General features: G+C 58.5%; 16 protein-coding genes. 9 read left to right on the forward strand and 7 right to left on the reverse strand.

Translation table 11 applies throughout. The annotated features are described in order from the left end of the window. Positions 1-109: 109 nt before the first annotated feature. Genes A37O_RS0105825 through A37O_RS0105840 form a run of 4 tightly spaced genes read left to right on the forward strand, consistent with a single transcriptional unit; the run spans position 110 to position 3,236 of the window. Positions 110-1,192: an inositol-3-phosphate synthase gene (locus A37O_RS0105825; RefSeq protein ID WP_018296559.1), complete on the forward strand. Its 1,083-nt coding sequence runs from the start codon at positions 110-112 to the stop codon at positions 1,190-1,192. 51 nt (positions 1,193-1,243) lie between these two features. Next, complete coding sequence (locus A37O_RS0105830; protein ID WP_018296560.1) at positions 1,244-1,723, forward strand: MarR family winged helix-turn-helix transcriptional regulator; 480 nt, start codon at positions 1,244-1,246, stop codon at positions 1,721-1,723. Positions 1,724-1,780: 57 nt separating this feature from the next. Next, positions 1,781-2,755: a universal stress protein gene (locus tag A37O_RS0105835; protein ID WP_026196174.1), complete on the forward strand. Its 975-nt coding sequence runs from the start codon at positions 1,781-1,783 to the stop codon at positions 2,753-2,755. Positions 2,756-2,765: 10 nt separating this feature from the next. Further along, positions 2,766-3,236, forward strand: a complete 471-nt coding sequence (locus A37O_RS0105840; protein ID WP_018296562.1) for a hypothetical protein — start codon at positions 2,766-2,768, stop codon at positions 3,234-3,236. 9 nt (positions 3,237-3,245) lie between these two features. Here A37O_RS0105840 and trhO read toward each other — a convergent pair whose 3' ends face one another. Then, positions 3,246-4,157, reverse strand: a complete 912-nt coding sequence (gene trhO, locus A37O_RS0105845) for an oxygen-dependent tRNA uridine(34) hydroxylase TrhO (protein ID WP_018296563.1) — start codon at positions 4,155-4,157, stop codon at positions 3,246-3,248. 137 nt (positions 4,158-4,294) lie between these two features. Here trhO and A37O_RS0105850 point away from each other — a divergent pair, with 137 nt between their 5' ends. Then, positions 4,295-5,335, forward strand: a complete 1,041-nt coding sequence (locus A37O_RS0105850; protein ID WP_018296564.1) for an LLM class flavin-dependent oxidoreductase — start codon at positions 4,295-4,297, stop codon at positions 5,333-5,335. Positions 5,336-5,357: 22 nt separating this feature from the next. Here A37O_RS0105850 and A37O_RS14810 read toward each other — a convergent pair whose 3' ends face one another. From A37O_RS14810 to glcB, 3 genes are all read right to left on the reverse strand, one after another. Further along, positions 5,358-5,687, reverse strand: a complete 330-nt coding sequence (locus A37O_RS14810; protein ID WP_156802517.1) for an Imm51 family immunity protein — start codon at positions 5,685-5,687, stop codon at positions 5,358-5,360. Positions 5,688-5,710: 23 nt separating this feature from the next. Continuing rightward, positions 5,711-7,204 carry a DUF1846 domain-containing protein gene (locus tag A37O_RS0105860; protein WP_018296566.1) on the reverse strand — a complete coding sequence of 498 codons (1,494 nt, stop codon included), beginning with the start codon at positions 7,202-7,204 and terminating at the stop codon, positions 5,711-5,713. A 118-nt stretch (positions 7,205-7,322) separates the two neighbouring features. After that, the gene (gene glcB / locus A37O_RS0105865) at positions 7,323-9,527 is read right to left on the reverse strand and encodes a malate synthase G (protein ID WP_018296567.1); all 2,205 of its coding nucleotides are present in this window, start codon (positions 9,525-9,527) and stop codon (positions 7,323-7,325) included. Between the two features lie 475 nt (positions 9,528-10,002). Between glcB and aceA the strand changes: the two genes are divergently transcribed. From aceA to A37O_RS0105880, 3 genes are all read left to right on the forward strand, one after another. After that, entirely contained in the window at positions 10,003-11,298 is a 1,296-nt protein-coding gene (gene aceA, locus A37O_RS0105870) for an isocitrate lyase (protein ID WP_018296568.1), read from the forward strand. Between the two features lie 137 nt (positions 11,299-11,435). Further along, complete coding sequence (gene rraA, locus A37O_RS0105875) at positions 11,436-11,942, forward strand: ribonuclease E activity regulator RraA (protein ID WP_018296569.1); 507 nt, start codon at positions 11,436-11,438, stop codon at positions 11,940-11,942. Positions 11,943-11,972: 30 nt separating this feature from the next. After that, a complete protein-coding gene (locus A37O_RS0105880) occupies positions 11,973-12,785 on the forward strand; it encodes an Fpg/Nei family DNA glycosylase (protein WP_018296570.1) in 813 nt (270 codons plus the stop codon). Between the two features lie 9 nt (positions 12,786-12,794). Here the strand turns inward: A37O_RS0105880 and A37O_RS0105885 are convergent, their stop codons facing one another. Further along, positions 12,795-13,046 carry a type II toxin-antitoxin system prevent-host-death family antitoxin gene (locus A37O_RS0105885; protein ID WP_018296571.1) on the reverse strand — a complete coding sequence of 84 codons (252 nt, stop codon included), beginning with the start codon at positions 13,044-13,046 and terminating at the stop codon, positions 12,795-12,797. A gap of 63 nt (positions 13,047-13,109) precedes the next feature. Here A37O_RS0105885 and A37O_RS0105890 point away from each other — a divergent pair, with 63 nt between their 5' ends. Further along, the gene (locus tag A37O_RS0105890) at positions 13,110-14,672 is read left to right on the forward strand and encodes a bifunctional ADP-dependent NAD(P)H-hydrate dehydratase/NAD(P)H-hydrate epimerase (protein WP_018296572.1); all 1,563 of its coding nucleotides are present in this window, start codon (positions 13,110-13,112) and stop codon (positions 14,670-14,672) included. On the opposite strand, the gene A37O_RS0105895 is transcribed toward A37O_RS0105890, so the two are convergent. Next, entirely contained in the window at positions 14,651-15,385 is a 735-nt protein-coding gene (locus A37O_RS0105895) for a YwaF family protein (protein ID WP_018296573.1), read from the reverse strand. The genes A37O_RS0105890 and A37O_RS0105895 overlap by 22 nt on opposite strands. 48 nt (positions 15,386-15,433) lie before the next feature. Next, complete coding sequence (locus A37O_RS0105900; RefSeq protein WP_018296574.1) at positions 15,434-16,288, reverse strand: alpha/beta hydrolase family protein; 855 nt, start codon at positions 16,286-16,288, stop codon at positions 15,434-15,436. Between the last annotated feature and the right edge of the window lie 273 nt (positions 16,289-16,561).

Genomic DNA, 16,561 nt, shown 5'->3' on the forward strand with positions numbered 1-16,561 from the left:
ACTTGATCGATTAACAGTGCAATTTGCCCTCTAGAAACGTGCTTTTTGTTAGGTACGCCCATAGGCTTTCATTCGATCGTTTCACTAAAATCGAAGGGAAGTTTTAACAGTGAGCAAAATTCGTGTGGCCATCGCGGGCGTGGGTAACTGTGCCACCTCGCTCATCCAAGGCGTTGAGTTTTATCGCAACGCCCCAGTGGACCAGAAGGTCCCAGGCCTCATGCACGTCCAATTCGGCGACTACCATGTTGGCGACCTTGAATTCGTCGCTGCATTTGACGTCGATGCCTCCAAGGTCGGTGCCGACTTGGCTGATGCAACTGAAGCTGGTGAAAACAACACCATCAAGATCGCAGATGTTCCCGTCACTGGCGTGACCGTCCAGCGCGGCCCTACCCTCGACGGACTGGGCAGCTACTACCTGGACTCGATCGAGGAGTCCACCGCTGAACCCGTCGACGTGGTTCAGGTGCTCAAAGACAGCAAGGTCGACGTCTTGGTGTCCTACCTTCCGGTGGGCTCCGAGGAAGCCGACAAGTTCTACGCTCAGGCCGCAATTGATGCGGGTGTCGCTTTCGTCAACGCGCTGCCAGTATTCATCGCTTCTGACCCTGAGTGGGCACAGAAGTTCAAGGATGCCGGCGTGCCTATCGTCGGCGACGACATCAAGAGCCAGGTTGGCGCAACGATTACCCACCGCGTGATGGCGAAGCTGTTCGAAGACCGCGGCGTGCGCCTGGATCGCACCATGCAGCTCAACGTTGGCGGCAACATGGACTTCAAGAACATGCTGGACCGTAACCGCCTTGAGTCGAAGAAGATCTCCAAGACTCAGGCTGTGACCTCCAACCTGAAGGACTCCCCGCTGGCTGGACGCAAGGAAGACCGCAACGTCCACATCGGCCCATCCGATTACGTCGCATGGCTCGATGACCGCAAGTGGGCATACGTCCGCCTTGAGGGCACCGCATTCGGCGAGGTTCCACTGAACCTGGAGTACAAGCTCGAGGTTTGGGACTCGCCAAACTCCGCTGGCATCATCATCGATGCGGTCCGCGCGGCGAAGATTGCACTGGACCGTGGCGATGCCGGCCCGATCCTGCCAGCTGCTGCTTACCTGATGAAGTCCCCTCCGGTTCAGATGCCTGACGACGAGGCGCGTGCGGAGCTCGAAACCTATATTGCTCAATAGAACTCGTTTCTACTGAGCAACTAGTTATAAGTTTGTGACTACACTGGGGACATGACCTCATCTGATCCAATCGAACCCATTGACCCGATGGACATTGCGCGACGCGTCCGTCCCTCAATGACCAAGTTATACGTCACTTACTTCCGCAAATCCGAGCAATCGGATCTGACCGGCCCGCAGCTGTCCATTATGACAAGGCTGCGGGATAACGGGGCCTCTCGCATTAGCCAGGTGGCGAAAGAGGAAGGCATCCGTATGCCGACCGCTTCCAATGCGCTGCATCAGCTAGAACAACGCGAGTTGGTCCGCAGGATCAGAGAAGAAAAGGACCGTCGTGGCGTGCGAGTCGAGCTGACCGAGCTGGGCGAAGCAGAACTGGATCGGGTCGGTGAAGAGCGCACCAAATACCTCGCCGACATGATTTCATCGTTGGACCAAGAAAGCTTGCGTAAGATCAGTGAACTCGCTGATGTGATCAATGTGTTGGCGGATTCTTACGGTAACGAGCAGATTTCCGATAAGGCCGACTAACCGTACATAATGGGGTTAACGGTATCCGTTTAATCCTACGAAGCGTTTCCACTTCTTATGTCGACACATACATCCAATCCTTTGCCCACAAGTGACGCCATCCTTGATCGTCCGTTGCGTCTGCTTGTCGCATGGGACCCAGGCAACTCCGCCTCAGGCGGCCGCGAGGCACTTGAATTCGCTGCCTGGCTAGGCCGCAGTCTACCCGTGACCATCCGGGTGACTTCGACATTTTTGCGCCCGTGGCCAGCAACAATGAGCATGCTGGGCAGTAAATACCAGAAGTGGCGCAACAAAGAATCTGCTGCCTGCGTCAAAGCTGTTACTTTCGCTTTGAAGGATCTTGAGGTCCCCACCTCGCAGTGGGATCGGGAGTACTCAACGTTTACGGATGGCCAGAATGAGGCGCAGTTGCTTACCGACGAGGCCACTCGCTTCGAAGCCGACTTGATTCTCTTAGGATCAAACGCAGCCGCGACGAAGGGGCGCTTCCTGGCAAGCTCCACGGCGGACACGCTGATGCACTCGTCGCCAATGGCGTTAGGGCTGGCACCGCGCGCGGTGAAACTCTCGAAGAAGGGTGTCACTCGCGTCAACTTCGCATTTTTAGACAATCGCAGCGAGGACTCGCCCAGCCTGCAATTTGCCGCGGATATCGCTGATCATTTAGATGTGCCACTTCGCATTATCGCGTTTTCCCCGACGGGAATCGGCGATGTCACCTTGTCGAGTGCCAAAGGGATCGGCAATGAAATCTTCGACGAGTGGAATGAGCACGCTTTGGGCATGCTCGACCTCGCCCGCGACCGCGTCATGGAGTTTCACGATTCACTCGATGTCGAAACGGAAATCGGCACCGGCAAGGGGTGGGCCAACGCAGTGGATTCGCTGAAGTGGAAGAAGGGCGATCTGTTGTGCATGGGTTCACAGCCGATGGGTCCACTCAAGCGGGTATTCGTCGGCTCCACAGCTTCCGAGTTCTTGCGTCACGTTCCAGTACCGGTGGTTATACATCCGCACGAAAGCGCCTAGGCTTGAGGGTATGACTCACCCAGAAAACGATCTCTCCGGCGACTCCGACTACTACAACCGCGTACGTCCTGAAGCCGAGTCTTTCGACGATCTGGCTGATCAACCAGACCCATTACTCGTCGCAAAGCGAAATAAGGCCTCTACCAGGCAAGCCATCACGTACATGGCTGCGTCGATTGTGGGCACGCTTGTGTTCGCTGGCATCCTTGCGGTGATTTTCCGCATGATTGGTGGTCCTCTGTGCGAGGCCGGCGAGGCCACCTGGCTGTGCAGCCCTGGTCAGCGCACCTGGTGGGCGATTCTGACCTCGATCCCGCCGGTGGTCACGCTGATTGGCTGCGCCGTCATCATGGTGCGCAAGCTCAACCGGTACGAGCGGTGGATGCCGTGGATGGGGGTGTTCTGGCTGCCGATGGTGCCATTTACCATGGTGTGGTTGACCTACACCGTTGGCATTTTGGCAACCGACTTTGCCCCCTAAGACGCTTCCTTACGCGGTAGCTTCTGCGTCCGCGTTTTTGTCGGCGCACTCCTTGCAGTATGGGTTCTCCTCCCAGCAGCTTTCGCAGCTGAGGTACTGCTGCCGGCAGTGCGGCTCGTTGGTGCAGTTATAGAACTGGTTCGTGCCCGTGCCGCAGTGGACGCAATGGCCGAGCTGAATGAAGTTCGGGTCGTTGTCGATGCCGAATTCGGTGTGCATGCGCTCGTCAAAAACGAAAAGCGAGCCTTCCCACAGACCCTGGTTGCCGTACTTTTCGCCGTAGCGCACGATGCCACCGTCGATCTGGTAGACGTCGTTGAAGCCGCGGTTCTTCATCAGTGAGGAAAGAATCTCGCAACGGATTCCGCCGGTGCAGTACGAGATGACGCGCTTGTCCTTCATCCAGTCGTATTTGCCGGACTCGATTTCCGCAATGAAGTCATGCGTGGTTTCCACATCGGGCACGACGGCGTTCTTGAACTTCCCGATTTCCGCTTCGCGGGCGTTACGGCCATCGAAGAAGACGACGTCATCGCCGTACTTTTCCACCATCTCATTGACCTCGTGAGGTTTGAGGTGCTGACCGCCACCGATGACTCCGTGCTCATCGACCTTGAGCTCGTCGGCGGCACCGAAGGCCACGATTTCGTCGCGCACCTTCACTGAAAGCTTCGGGAAGTCATCCTTTCCACCCTCGGACCACTTGTACTCCATGCCACGGAAGTACTCCTTGGTCTTCTTCGCGTAAATCTTGCAGTTCTCCATGTCTCCGCCCACGGTGCCGTTGATGCCGTGCTCGGAGATGAGGATGCGGCCGTGCAGGTCGAGCGACTCACAGAGGTCGCGCTGCCACAACCGAATCGCTTCGGGGTCTGGAATGGGACGGAACTGGTAGTACAGGAGGATTTTGCTCTGCAACATAGCAACTATTCTAGTGCTGGGGCCATGCTCGACCTAAATGCAGTTTGTACGCACCCAAGGGAATGCCGCGGGAATGTCGATGTTCGCCACGAGGTTGAATGTTGATGTAGCCACAAAATTAGACTTAAGGAGCTCTCATGGCCATTGAATTCGGCCTCGATACATTCGGCGATGTCCAGTCGGACCTCGACGGTAACCTGTTGCCTCACGCCCAAGTAATCCGCAACGTCGCAGAGGAAGCAGTGCTGGCCGATGAACTCGGCTTTGATGTCTTTGGCATCGGCGAACACCACCGCGAAGACTACGCGGTGCCGTCTCCCGATATGATTTTATCGAATGTTGCCGCACGCACTAAAAACATTCACCTGACTACCTCGGTGATTGTGCTCTCCTCCGACGATCCGGTGCGTGTCTTCGAGCGCTTTTCTACGTTGCAGGCTCTTTCCAACGGACGCGCCGAGATGACCTTGGGACGTGGTTCGTTTACCGAGTCCTTCCCTCTCTTCGGCTATGACCTCAAAGACTACGAGGCGCTGTTCGAGGAGAAGCTCGACCTCATGCGCACGATCCTCGACTCGGACCAATCCGGCGATGCCTTTAGCTGGTCCGGCACCACTCGAGCGGGCTTGGAGAATGCCAAACTCTATCCGCCGACTGAATCCCCTATCCGTACTTGGGTAGCCGTAGGTGGATCGCCGGAATCAGTCATCCGCGCCGCCAGGCAGCGCATGCCGCTGATGCTGGCCATCATCGGCGGAGCACCTGTGCGCTTTAAGCCTTTCGTGGACTTGTACAAGCGGGCCAACGAAGAGTTGGGCCAGCCACAGCAGAAGGTCGGCGCCCACTTTTATGGCTTCGTTGCAAAAACCGACGCCGAAGCACAAGAGCGCCTCTATCCATATTGGGAACGCTCGCAGATTCTGGTTGGTCGTGAACGCGGCTGGCCTGCACCTACCCCAGATCAGTTCCAACGCGAGATCCTCCACGGTGCTGCCCACGTTGGCTCCCCTGAGACCGTGGCCCGCAAAACCGCACAGTCCATCCGCGAACTGGGCCTTGACCGCTTCGTGTTCAAGTACTCGAATGGCCCGATGCCGCACGAGTACTCCATGGAGGCGATTCGCCTCATCGGCGAAGAAGTTATTCCCCGCGTGCGCGAATTGCTCGAAGAGGACTAACCAGGAGGACTAACCAGGAGGACTAAAACTCCAGCTCGAATTCGTCGGCTTCGGCGGCGCGCATGACTTCTTGCAGCGCAGCGGAGTCGGCGACGAGCTTTTCCAGCTCGGCTTGGAGTGCCTCGGTCGATTCGAAGGAGCCGTTGACCGAGAAGAAGTTCAATGAACTGTCCCATGCAAAGGGACCTTCGACCTGGTCGGTCTCGAAGAGGTATTGCGCAATGCGCTCCCAGAAATACCCGCTGGGTGCCATCCCTGCTTCGACGATAACCGAGTCCACCTCGGTAGTGCCTGCCTCGAAGAACAAGGTGTAACCACCGATGAACTCAACGTGTTGAAAATTTGTTGCCATAGAACCCATGGGAGCCAGCCTACCTAGCGCTTGTGGTACAGCCCTTTTCGCCAGTACTGAGGCTCGGAAGTCACCAAAACCCCCAGGTTGCGGAAGATGTCTTCGTCAACGCTGCCCAAGATGGTGGTGGTGTGCGCCTCGCAGCCTGCCAGCGACTTCAACTGCGCAAGTGCCCGGCGCGAGGCCTCGTTGTGAGCTGCGGAGACGGAAAGAGCGATCAGCACCTCGTCGGTATGCAGTCGCGGATTAGATGAGCCAAGGTGTTGCGTCTTCAGCGTCTGAATTGGCTCGATGGACTCGGGAGAGAGCAACAGCTCCTCCTTTGAGATCCCTGCCAGGTGCTTCAGTGCATTGAGCAACACACCTGCAGAAGGACCGAGCAGCTCGGTGGTCTTGCCGGTCAGTATTGTGCCGTCGGGAAGCTCGAGGGCGGCACCCGGGTTACCAGTGGTCTCGGCGACCTCTCGCGCACGCCCAACGACCTTCCGGTCCTCGACGGAGCATTCGGCCTTACCCATGATCATGCCGATACGCGAAGAGACGGTGTCGTCTGAGTCGTTGCGCCGCTCGTCGACACGCGCTTTGAAATAGCGCCGGATGATTTCCTGGCGCGATGCCTCACGGCAGACCTCGTCGTCGGAGATGCAATAACCCGCCATGTTCACGCCCATATCCGTGGGCGACTGGTAGGGGGTGGTTCCGGTGACCTGCTTGAGCAGCGCCTTGAGCAGTGGGAATACCTCGACGTCGCGGTTGTAGCTGGTCACGCGCTGGTCGTAGGCGGCAAGGTGGTACGGGTCGATGAGGTTGATGTCGTCGAGGTCCGCGGTGGCGGCCTCGTAGGCAAGGTTGACCGGGTGCTCAAGCGGCAGGTTCCAGATCGGGAAGGTCTCAAACTTCGCGTAACCTGCGGCGATGCCACGCTTGTGCTCGTGGTAGACCTGCGAGAGGCAGGTAGCCAGCTTGCCGGAACCGGGGCCTGGCGCGGTCATGACGATCACGTCGCGGGAGGTTTCCACGTAATCGTTGCGGCCGAAGCCTTCTTCCGAGACGATGCGCGCGGTATCCGTGGGATACCCGGGGATGACACGGTGTCGCGCCGTCTTCAGTCCGAGCCGGTTCAAGCGTTCGACGAACTCCTCGGCCTGGGCGTTGCCCTCTTCGAGCTGGGTCATCACCACGTTTTCCACCAGGAAGCCGCGCTCGCGGAAGACGTCGACGAGGCGGAGCACGTCGTCTTCGTAGGTGATGCCGAGGTCCGCGCGCTTCTTTTGTCGCACCAGATCATGCGCATTGATGCAGACCATGATTTCCACATCGTCTTTGATGCGCTCGAGCATGGCGATCTTATTGTCCGGGGTAAACCCGGGCAGGACGCGGGAGGCATGCATGTCGTCGAAAAGCTTCCCTCCCATCTCGAGGTAAAGCTTGCCACCGATCTCTGCTCGTCGCTGATTAATCTGTTCCGACTGCATCTCGATGTAGCGTTCGCGGTCGAATCCGATTGCATGTGGCACGACGAGTGACCTCCCAGTCTCGCTCGATAAATGAGCCCAAATATGAACGGTGCTATCTTAGCGCACTACGCAAACGCACCCAGCAAAAATCTTTGCTGGGTGCGCTCGCTGTAAGGGCTTAAGCCAGGCCCATTACCTGCTTGAACTCGCGACGACGCGCGTGCAGGATCGGCTCGGTGTAACCCGACGGGGACTTGGTGCCATTGAGGATCAAGTCCTTCGCTGCCTGGAAGCCGATGGACTGCTCGTAGGAAGCAGACATCGGCGAGTACAGGGCATCGCCTTCATTTTGCTTATCGACGACTACTGCCATACGTTCCAGCGACTCGATGACCTGCTCCTCGGAAACGATTCCGTGGGTCAGCCAGTTAGCCAGCAGCTGGGAAGAAATGCGCAGGGTAGCGCGGTCCTCCATCAGATCGATGTCGTGGATGTCTGGGACCTTGGAACAGCCAACGCCCTGCTCAACCCAGCGGACGACGTAGCCCAGGATGGACTGGCAGTTGTTGTCCAGCTCTTCCTTCTTCTCTGCATCCGACCAGTCGGTGGATGGAGAAACTGGGACGGTGACCAGGTTGCGGAAGGAGTCGCGGCGACCAGCTGCGCGCAGCTCGTCCTGGACTGCGAAGACGTCGACCTGGTGGTAGTGGGTAGCGTGCAGGGTCGCACCGGTTGGCGATGGAACCCACGCGGTGTTCGCACCTTCGCGAGGCTGGCCGATCTTGGTGTTGACCATGTCGGACATCAGCTCGGTGGCTGCCCACATGCCCTTGCCAATCTGGGCCTTGCCAGGCAGGCCGCGGGCGATACCGGCGTCGACGTTGTTGTCCTCGTATGCCTGCTTCCATGGGGAAGTCTGCATCTCGGCCTTGCGCACCATGGCGCCGGCCAGCATGGAGGTGTGGATCTCGTCACCGGTGCGATCGAGGAAGCCGGTGTTGATGAAGACCAGGCGATCCGCGGCCTCTGCGATACATGCGTCCAGGTTGACGGAGGTGCGACGCTCCTCGTCCATGACGCCGACCTTGACGGTGAATGGCTCAAGGCCGAGCAGCTGCTCGACGCGGGTGAAGATCTCGTTGGTGAAGGCGACCTCTTCTGGGCCGTGCTGCTTTGGCTTCACGATGTAGACGGAGCCGGTACGGGAGTTGCGGCGCTCATTGTCCAGGTTCAGGCCTGGCAGTGCTGCTGCGACAGTGATGGCCGCGTCCATGAGACCCTCGAAGATTTCCTCGCCATCGACGAGGATCGCTGGGTTGGTCATGAGGTGGCCAACGTTGCGACACAGCAGCATGGAGCGGCCATGCAGACGGCCTTCGGAGCCATCGGCTGCGTTGTAGGTGACGTCGTGCTCGAGGACGCGCTCGAAGGTGCGCTCACCCTTGGAGACGGTGGCGGAGATCTCGCCGGTATTCAGGCCGAACCACGTTGTGTAGCCCAGAGTCTTGTCGGTGCCGTCAACCGCGGTGACGGAGTCTTCGAAGTCCATGATGGCGGAGACTGCTGCCTCCAGGATGACGTCGGCAACGCCCGCCTTGTCCGCCTTGCCCACTGGGTGGTTGGCGTCCAGCTTGATGATCAGGTGCAGGCCGTTGTTGCGCAGAACGATGCCGGATGGGTTGGACTCCTCACCCTGGTAGCCGCGGTAGGCGGCAGGGTCCTGGAGCTCAACTGCGTTGCCGCCAACGGTGACAACGAGCTGGCCGTTTTCCACGGCGTAGCTTTCAACGTCTGCGTGTGATGCACCAGCCAGTGGAACTGCCTTGTCCAGGAAGTCGCGTGCCCACGCAATGACCTTGTCGCCACGCACTGGGTTGTACTTCGCTCCCTGCTCAGCGCCGTCGGTCTCTGGGATGACATCGGTTGCGTACAGCGCATCGTAGAGGGAGCCCCAGCGTGCGTTCGCCGCGTTGATGGCGAAGCGAGCATTGGTGATAGGAACAACCAGCTGTGGGCCAGCCATGGTGGCGAACTCTTCGTCAACGTTTGCGGTGCGGATTGGTGCGTCCTCAGGGCGCTCGACCAAGTATCCGATCTCACGCAGGAACTCGGCATGGGCATCAGGATCAGGCTGACCAGGGTTCGCACGGTAGTAGTCGTCGAGCTGGGTCTGCAGTTCGTCGCGACGCGCGAGCAGTTCACGGTTACGTGGAGTGAGATCCTTCACCATTGCGGCAAAGCCATCCCAGAAGGCTTCCTGGTCCCGGCCAATCGTTGGCAGCAGGGTCTCGTTTACAAAGTTGTACAGTGTTGCGTCTACCTGAAGGCCGGCAGCTTCTACGCGCTCGACGTTGCTCGAAAGCGGAGCCTGATTGGATGACATAAAGTGGATCCTTTCTTGGAGGGGCTCGGGATATAAGCCTTGTTTTCCCTACGGCAAATCCCGCGTGTTGTGTGAAACACCTATCGACAGACTAAGTGATGGCCATCACGCGGTAAATGACTTCGAAATCTTTGCATGCTAAGCCACCCCTGTTGATGCGAATGAAACTTCGTGATTTGCCTCACGTTCGATGGTTTTGGCTATAAAGGCACCTCATTAGCCCTTTTATATACATGCAAGTCAACGCACTCATACGAGTATGGACTAGTCCTTTTTGCAAGTCTTTACATTTGCAAACTTTGCAGGAACCGGCCCTTACCCCCATGCGAAAACTAACAAACGCATTACGTTGACGAACCATGTCCGTTCTGTGAATACTTACGTTCAACACCCCAAGGGCGTGACAAGGTTCACAGCAATTCCTTCGGGTAACTCCGAGCACATACTTCCCCCAGTTCGAAGAAAGGGTCCATTCATGACCACCACAGGACAGGCACGTACCGCAGCAGAAATCCAGCAGGATTGGGATACCAACCCACGCTGGGAAGGCATCACCCGTAACTACACCGCAGAGCAGGTAGAGCGTCTGCAGGGCACCGTCATCGAGGAGCCAACCCTGGCTCGTCGTGGCGCTGAGATCCTCTGGGACGAAGTAACCAAGGGCGACGGCTACTACATCAACTCCCTGGGTGCCCTGACCGGTAACCAGGCAGTGCAGCAGGTTCGCGCAGGCCTGAAGGCTGTCTACCTCTCCGGTTGGCAGGTTGCTGGTGACGCTAACCTCTCCGGCCACACCTACCCAGACCAGTCCCTGTACCCAGCGAACTCCGTTCCTAACGTTGTTCGTCGTATCAACAACGCACTGCTGCGTTCCGACGAGATCGCACGCGTCGAGGGCGACGACTCCGTTGACAACTGGCTCGTTCCAATCGTTGCTGACGGCGAGGCTGGCTTCGGCGGCGCGCTGAACGTCTACGAGCTGCAGAAGGCAATGATCTCCGCTGGTGCTGCAGGCACCCACTGGGAGGACCAGCTCGCTTCGGAGAAGAAGTGTGGCCACCTGGGCGGCAAGGTTCTCATCCCAACCCAGCAGCACATCCGCACCCTGACCTCTGCTCGTCTGGCAGCTGACGTGGCTAACGCTCCAACCGTCATCATCGCTCGTACCGACGCTGAGGCAGCAACCCTGATCACCTCCGACGTTGATGAGCGCGACCAGCCATACATCACCGGTGAGCGCACCGCTGAGGGCTACTACAACGTCAAGAACGGCATCGAGCCTTGTATCGCTCGTGCAAAGTCCTACGCTCCTTACGCAGACATGATCTGGATGGAGACCGGCACCCCTGACCTGGCTCTGGCGAAGAAGTTCGCTGAGGAAGTTAAGTCTGAGTTCCCAGACCAGCTCCTGGCTTACAACTGCTCCCCATCCTTCAACTGGTCCGCACACCTCGAGGCAGACGAGATTGCTAAGTTCCAGAAGGAACTGGGCGCAATGGGCTTCACCTTCCAGTTCATCACCCTGGCTGGCTTCCACTCCCTCAACTACTCCATGTTCGACCTGGCTTACGGCTACGCACGCGAGGGCATGACCTCCTTCGTTGACCTGCAGAACCGCGAGTTCAAGGCAGCTGAGGAGCGCGGCTTCACCGCTGTTAAGCACCAGCGCGAGGTTGGCGCAGGCTACTTCGACGACATCGCAACCACCGTCGACCCAACCTCTTCCACCACCGCTCTGGCTGGTTCCACCGAGGAAGGTCAGTTCCACTAATCACTAGCTCCTGTTACAAGGGCTAGCGAGTTTTAAGGGAAAGACCCAGCACGGGGAGGCGCATTCACGGCGCCTCCCTTTGTGCTTTCTTGTGCACGACACAGAAAACTTTTCAGGCAAATTAGGAGATTTCCACCATGACCGACAACAACACCGAAAACCAAACAGCAACCTGCGACATTGCCGACCTCTACGGCGACAAGGTGCAGTCCTGCGACACACAATTCTTTAACTACGGCGGAAAGACCTCCTTCTGCGGCGAGATTTCCACCATCATCTGCTTCCAGGACAATGGCTTGGTGAAGAAGGTGCTCAACTCGCCAAAGAAGAACGGTGTCTTGGTCATCGACGGCCACGCAAGCATGCACACCGCGCTCATGGGCGACATGATTGCGCAGGCAGCGATTGATAATGGCTGGAACGGCGTGATCATCAATGGCCCAGTGCGCGACCGCGCGACACTGGCGAAGATGGATCTTGGTGTCAAGGCGCTGGGGTCCAACCCGCGCAAGTCCGCGAAGGACGGCGTGGGCACCGTGGATGCCCCTGCGGCTTTCGGTGGTGTGACCTTCCACCCTGGCCACTACGTCTACGCCGACGTCGACGGTGTTGTTGTCACTCCCGAACCAGTGGCCATGGATTAAGTCTCCCCTGGCCTGGCTAAGCTTGTCCTTATGCCTGAAGGACATGTTATTCACCGGTTAGCCAACCATCTCAATGCCGGTTTCCGCGGTCAGGACCTCGTGGTCACCAGCCCTCAGGGCCGGTTTGCCGCCGAGGCGGCCACCCTGGACGGCTCGCGTATCACGCAAGCCGATACCTTCGGCAAGCACCTCTTTGTCGATTTTGATGTCGATCACCCCGAGCACATCATCTACATTCACTTGGGGCTGATCGGCCACCTGCGTTTCGAGCCCCTGGAAAGCTACTGGGGGCAGATGAGGCTTCGCATCGAGGCCAACGACCAAGCCGCCAACCTACGCGGCCCGCAGTTCTGTCGCCTCTATACCGAGGAAGAAATGGGTGCCATTCTTGCCCGCGTGGGCGAGGATCCCATCCGCCCCGATGCCGACCCTGATCGCATTAAAACCCGCGTACTCAAGTCCCGGCGTTCGATCGGTGCGATGCTCATGGATCAATCGCTTTTCGCCGGGGTGGGCAATATCTACCGCGCCGAAACCCTCTTTCGCCTGGGTATTTCGCCTTTCACACCCGGCACCGCGCTTAGCCCCGAGCAATTCGACGCGATCTGGGCAGACCTAGTCGTGGTCATGCGACTCGGCGTCGAAGAGGGTGCTATTAATACGGTGCGCGCCGAGCACATGCCGGAGGCCATGGGACGCGCCGCGCGTGACGACGACCACGGCGGCGAAGTCTATGTCTACCGCCGCGCAGGCATGCCCTGCTATATCTGTGGCACGCCAATTCTGCAGCAAGATATGCAGGGCAGGAACCTCTTTTGGTGTCCCACCTGCCAGCCCGAATAGGACCTTGCCCTAATCGAGGCCGAGTTCAGCTTTCAGATCTTCGTGGGAGATCGCCTCATCTTCTTGGCCAGCCTCGGCTGCAGCGCGAATATCCTCAATGTCCTCCAACGCTTGCACTGCCCGGTCGTAGAAATCCGGAGACACTACCACCGCGCGACGACGCGTCCCGCGACTTAAAATGGTCACAGGCTCGCGTTGAGCAGCGTCGAGGTAGCGGCTCTGCTCGCTTCGAAACTCACTCGGTGTTGCAGTGGTAGACATACACCAAACGTACATCTTGTACAAGATGTACGTCAAGAGTCCCAAACACCTACAATCGGGCTTATGTACGCCTACACCGCAGCCCAGATCCGTGCAGCCGAGAAACCCCTGTTAGACGCACAGGATTCAACCGATCAGCTGATGCAAGCCGCAGCTCATGCAGTGTTCGAAGCCGCAGAGACGATGCTTGCGTGGCCCACTTCGGGTGCGCCCAATCCTGAGTGCAATCGCACCCTGCTTCTTGTTGGTCCAGGTGGCAACGGCGGCGACGCGCTCTACGCCGGAGCCGAGCTCGCCTTGCACGGCTACCCCGTCGATGCGTGGCTGATCACCGGCACAGCCCACGAGCCGGCACTGACCGCATTCAAGAATGCAGGGGGCACGCTTACCGACGATCCACTTAGTGACTCAACCACTTTGTACAGGCTCACCATCGACGGGATGTTCGGCATCGGAGGCCGGGGCGGGCTGTCGCTTGAAGTGGGCAATCTCTTAGAAGTATTAGAGGTGTACACGGATATTCTTGCCGTGGATGTACCCAGCGGAGTGGACGCTGATTCCGGCGAGGTGTCTGATATCTACGTCACCGCAGACGTCACAGTGACGTTTGGGGGATGGCGCCTTGCCCACGGGCTTGCACCCGAATGTGGCGAGCAGCTGCTTGCGGATGTGGGGATTCCGGGACGCACAATTTCCGACGAGTTACAGGCGCAAAACAACCGAGGCGAACTGACCCAGATTCACCGCGCGACGCACGCTGAGCACCAGTGGCCCGCGAGTCTCACCCGGTTGGAAGCGGCTCGGATTTCCGGAAGCGCCCCTGGCCCTTATGACAATAAGTACACCGGCGGCGTGGTAGGCATCTGCGCCGGTAGCGGAAAGTATCCCGGCGCGGCCATCCTTTCCACGGCTGGTGCGGTCAAGGCGACACCGGGCATGGTGCGCTACGCCGGACCGCAGGCCCTCGAGGTGGTGCGCGCGCATCCCGAGGTTGTGGCCACCGACTCCATCGCGGAAGCAGGTCGGGTACAGGTCTGGGTTTACGGACCAGGTGCTGGCACCGATGACCCCAGCGACCTGCGCGAGCTTTTAAATACTGACACGGATCTCATCATCGACGCAGATGGGTTGACGTTGTTTGCGGAAAACGAGGTGCTGCGGCAGCTCGTCGTGAAGCGAAATGCTGTGACCGTTCTGACGCCGCACGACGGTGAGTTCGCGCGGCTGCGCGAGGCGATGGGATTGGAGGAGTCGAATAGGTTGGCCGAGACGAAGGAGCTGGCAGCAACTTTAGGGTGTGCCATGGTGCGCAAGGGGCGCGCGACGATTATTGTGTCCCAGCCGTCGGAGGCAGTTGAGGTCGTGGACACTGGAAATTCCTGGGCGGCGACTCCCGGATCCGGCGACGTACTGGCCGGATTAATGGGAGCCAGGCTGGCACGGGACGTGGCCAAATCCTCCCCGGGTGCGAGCTACGGACTCGCGGATTCGGTGCAGGTCCATGCGCAGGCGGCGCAACTGGCGGCGCGCACAGAATACGGGGAGGAATCCACCTCTGCCTCCGCAATCGCGGAACAAATCCCTGCCGCGACCGCGAAATTGGTTCAGCCGTTTCGTCGGTTCTGAGGCCAGATCCAGGTCATCCCCGCCCACGCTGCGGGGAGCACTCCGGCGAGCAGCACGATGTACCACGGCCACTTCGGCAAGATATCCAGAATGGAGACCCCGCGGGATTTACGCGCTAGGAAGCCGTAATTGCCGCCGGTGATCTTGTTCATCACGCCGGCGAAGGCTGCCCAGGCCACGGTGATACCGACCGTGATGCGCCAATCTTTCCAATTCGGGCGGTAGTCCATACCGAAGGTGAGCACGACTGGCACTACGAGAGCCATGGCGTGGAAGAACCAGTACGCGACTTCTTGGAATTTGCGATTGTCCAGCACGTAGGCCATGTCCGGGGTAAGCAGCGCCATCGAGTTGAGCAACGTGCCCCAGTAATAGGACAGCGCGGAGGCCGTCGGGTTGCCTGCCACGGCGAATGGGGTGGCCATGCGGAGGAAATCGGACACGTGGAAAGGCGCGGTTTCGTCCCACACGATGCGCTTTGGGTGCAAAACGTAGGCGTAGTAAGCAACCACCAGCACACCGAGGATCCACGCGCAGATCTGTCGCGTCGCCTTCACCACGTTGTTGGGAAGTTTACGCACCGCGACGACCAGAATCCCTGAGATGATGATCAGTAAGACCAGGACCGTAAAATGGGTCCGATCGAACTGAGTGATGGTGGGATACGAGCGCTTCGTGTGTCTCGACGTCCAGTTAGGTGGTTGGTAAGGCACAGATTCACTCTAACGAAACTTTTTGGTTGTGGCGAAGCGGGGCTGCGGCTAGTCCGTTTTGGAAACTAGCTCCTCTGTGAAGAGCTTCTCCCAGAGCTTCTCGCGCCCGCGATAGTACAAACCCATGTGCCCTATCTTCTCCTCGCCAAGGTCCTGGGGCTCCAAGCGGAGGTGCCTAATCTCTGTGCCGGAATAGTAGCTTTCCAGATGCGCACTGGCCTTGGCAGACATGACGTCGTCGTCAGTAAAGGTCAGCGTTGTAATTGGCACTTTCACGTTGGCGAAGGTTTGGCGATGCTCCGGCATATCGTCCAGCATGTAGCCAGGCAGGCGACACCATTTGCCCCACTGCGTCATCACGGGGCCCGGAATATCCCCCAGGATCTTGAGTTTCTTTCCCGGGAAGTAGCCCTTGAGCTTGACCGACACCGGCGCGATCACCCACCACAACAACGGGGTAATAAAAAGGTTGGGCGGATCGCTGAGCCGCCAGTAGCCCGTGCCCCCACACGTGAAAATGGCCTTGTCCACTTTGTGATGATCCGTAAATGCAAAGACCTGCGTGCCCAAACTGTGTCCGATCCACGTCAGCGGCAATCCCTCAGCGTCCTCGGCCACGAAGTCCACCACTGTTTTGGCATCCTGAGTCCAGGTCATGAAATCCGCTTTCACCTCCTTGAGCGGAGTACGCGCTGACTCGCCATACCCCTGATAATCGAACATATAGGTGCGATAGCCCTGCTCCACCAACCACTGCGCGAAGGCATCATAAAACCTGGCTTTGGTAGCAATGGCCGGGGCGATCAGCACCGCTCCGCGTGGTGCAGTGTCAGGGTCGCGTCGCGTGACGACGGTCGGCTCACCATTTTCCGCGGTGAGCGTGAATTTTTCCGATTGATGCATGACTATCCTGTCGAAGTTGGTCCAGTGCCGCTACGAATTATCATTCGTTATTGTGGTGTAGATTACATCTTTTGGACCCTGGGATCTACCCCGAGCAGAACTAGCTACTGAAGCACGATCTTGCTTGGGTTGCGTCCAATAGTGTGGTGTACAGCTACCGCCTGGTGAACCCCCCCTGCCGACCAGCAAGGAGACCACCGCGGTACCTTTCGACTCAGCTCCTACACATCCTCGAAAGGACACCAACGATGGCCTCCGCGCCCAATCATATCG

It is taken from the genome of Corynebacterium lubricantis DSM 45231, from assembly GCF_000379425.1.
GTDB classification, from domain to species: Bacteria; Actinomycetota; Actinomycetes; order Mycobacteriales; family Mycobacteriaceae; genus Corynebacterium; species Corynebacterium lubricantis.

What these genes read in the sequence shown, in the direction of transcription:
- A37O_RS0105890 (WP_018296572.1), top strand. Translation starts at nt 13,110, where the DNA reads ATGTACGCCTACACCGCAGCCCAGATCCGTGCAGCCGAGAAACCCCTG.
- A37O_RS14810 (WP_156802517.1), bottom strand. Translation starts at nt 5,687, where the DNA reads ATGGCAACAAATTTTCAACACGTTGAGTTCATCGGTGGTTACACCTTG.
- glcB (WP_018296567.1), bottom strand. Translation starts at nt 9,527, where the DNA reads ATGTCATCCAATCAGGCTCCGCTTTCGAGCAACGTCGAGCGCGTAGAA.
- A37O_RS0105830 (WP_018296560.1), top strand. Translation starts at nt 1,244, where the DNA reads ATGACCTCATCTGATCCAATCGAACCCATTGACCCGATGGACATTGCG.
- trhO (WP_018296563.1), bottom strand. Translation starts at nt 4,157, where the DNA reads ATGTTGCAGAGCAAAATCCTCCTGTACTACCAGTTCCGTCCCATTCCA.
- A37O_RS0105880 (WP_018296570.1), top strand. Translation starts at nt 11,973, where the DNA reads ATGCCTGAAGGACATGTTATTCACCGGTTAGCCAACCATCTCAATGCC.
- A37O_RS0105840 (WP_018296562.1), top strand. Translation starts at nt 2,766, where the DNA reads ATGACTCACCCAGAAAACGATCTCTCCGGCGACTCCGACTACTACAAC.
- A37O_RS0105835 (WP_026196174.1), top strand. Translation starts at nt 1,781, where the DNA reads ATGTCGACACATACATCCAATCCTTTGCCCACAAGTGACGCCATCCTT.
- aceA (WP_018296568.1), top strand. Translation starts at nt 10,003, where the DNA reads ATGACCACCACAGGACAGGCACGTACCGCAGCAGAAATCCAGCAGGAT.
- A37O_RS0105885 (WP_018296571.1), bottom strand. Translation starts at nt 13,046, where the DNA reads ATGTCTACCACTGCAACACCGAGTGAGTTTCGAAGCGAGCAGAGCCGC.
- A37O_RS0105850 (WP_018296564.1), top strand. Translation starts at nt 4,295, where the DNA reads ATGGCCATTGAATTCGGCCTCGATACATTCGGCGATGTCCAGTCGGAC.
- rraA (WP_018296569.1), top strand. Translation starts at nt 11,436, where the DNA reads ATGACCGACAACAACACCGAAAACCAAACAGCAACCTGCGACATTGCC.
- A37O_RS0105900 (WP_018296574.1), bottom strand. Translation starts at nt 16,288, where the DNA reads ATGCATCAATCGGAAAAATTCACGCTCACCGCGGAAAATGGTGAGCCG.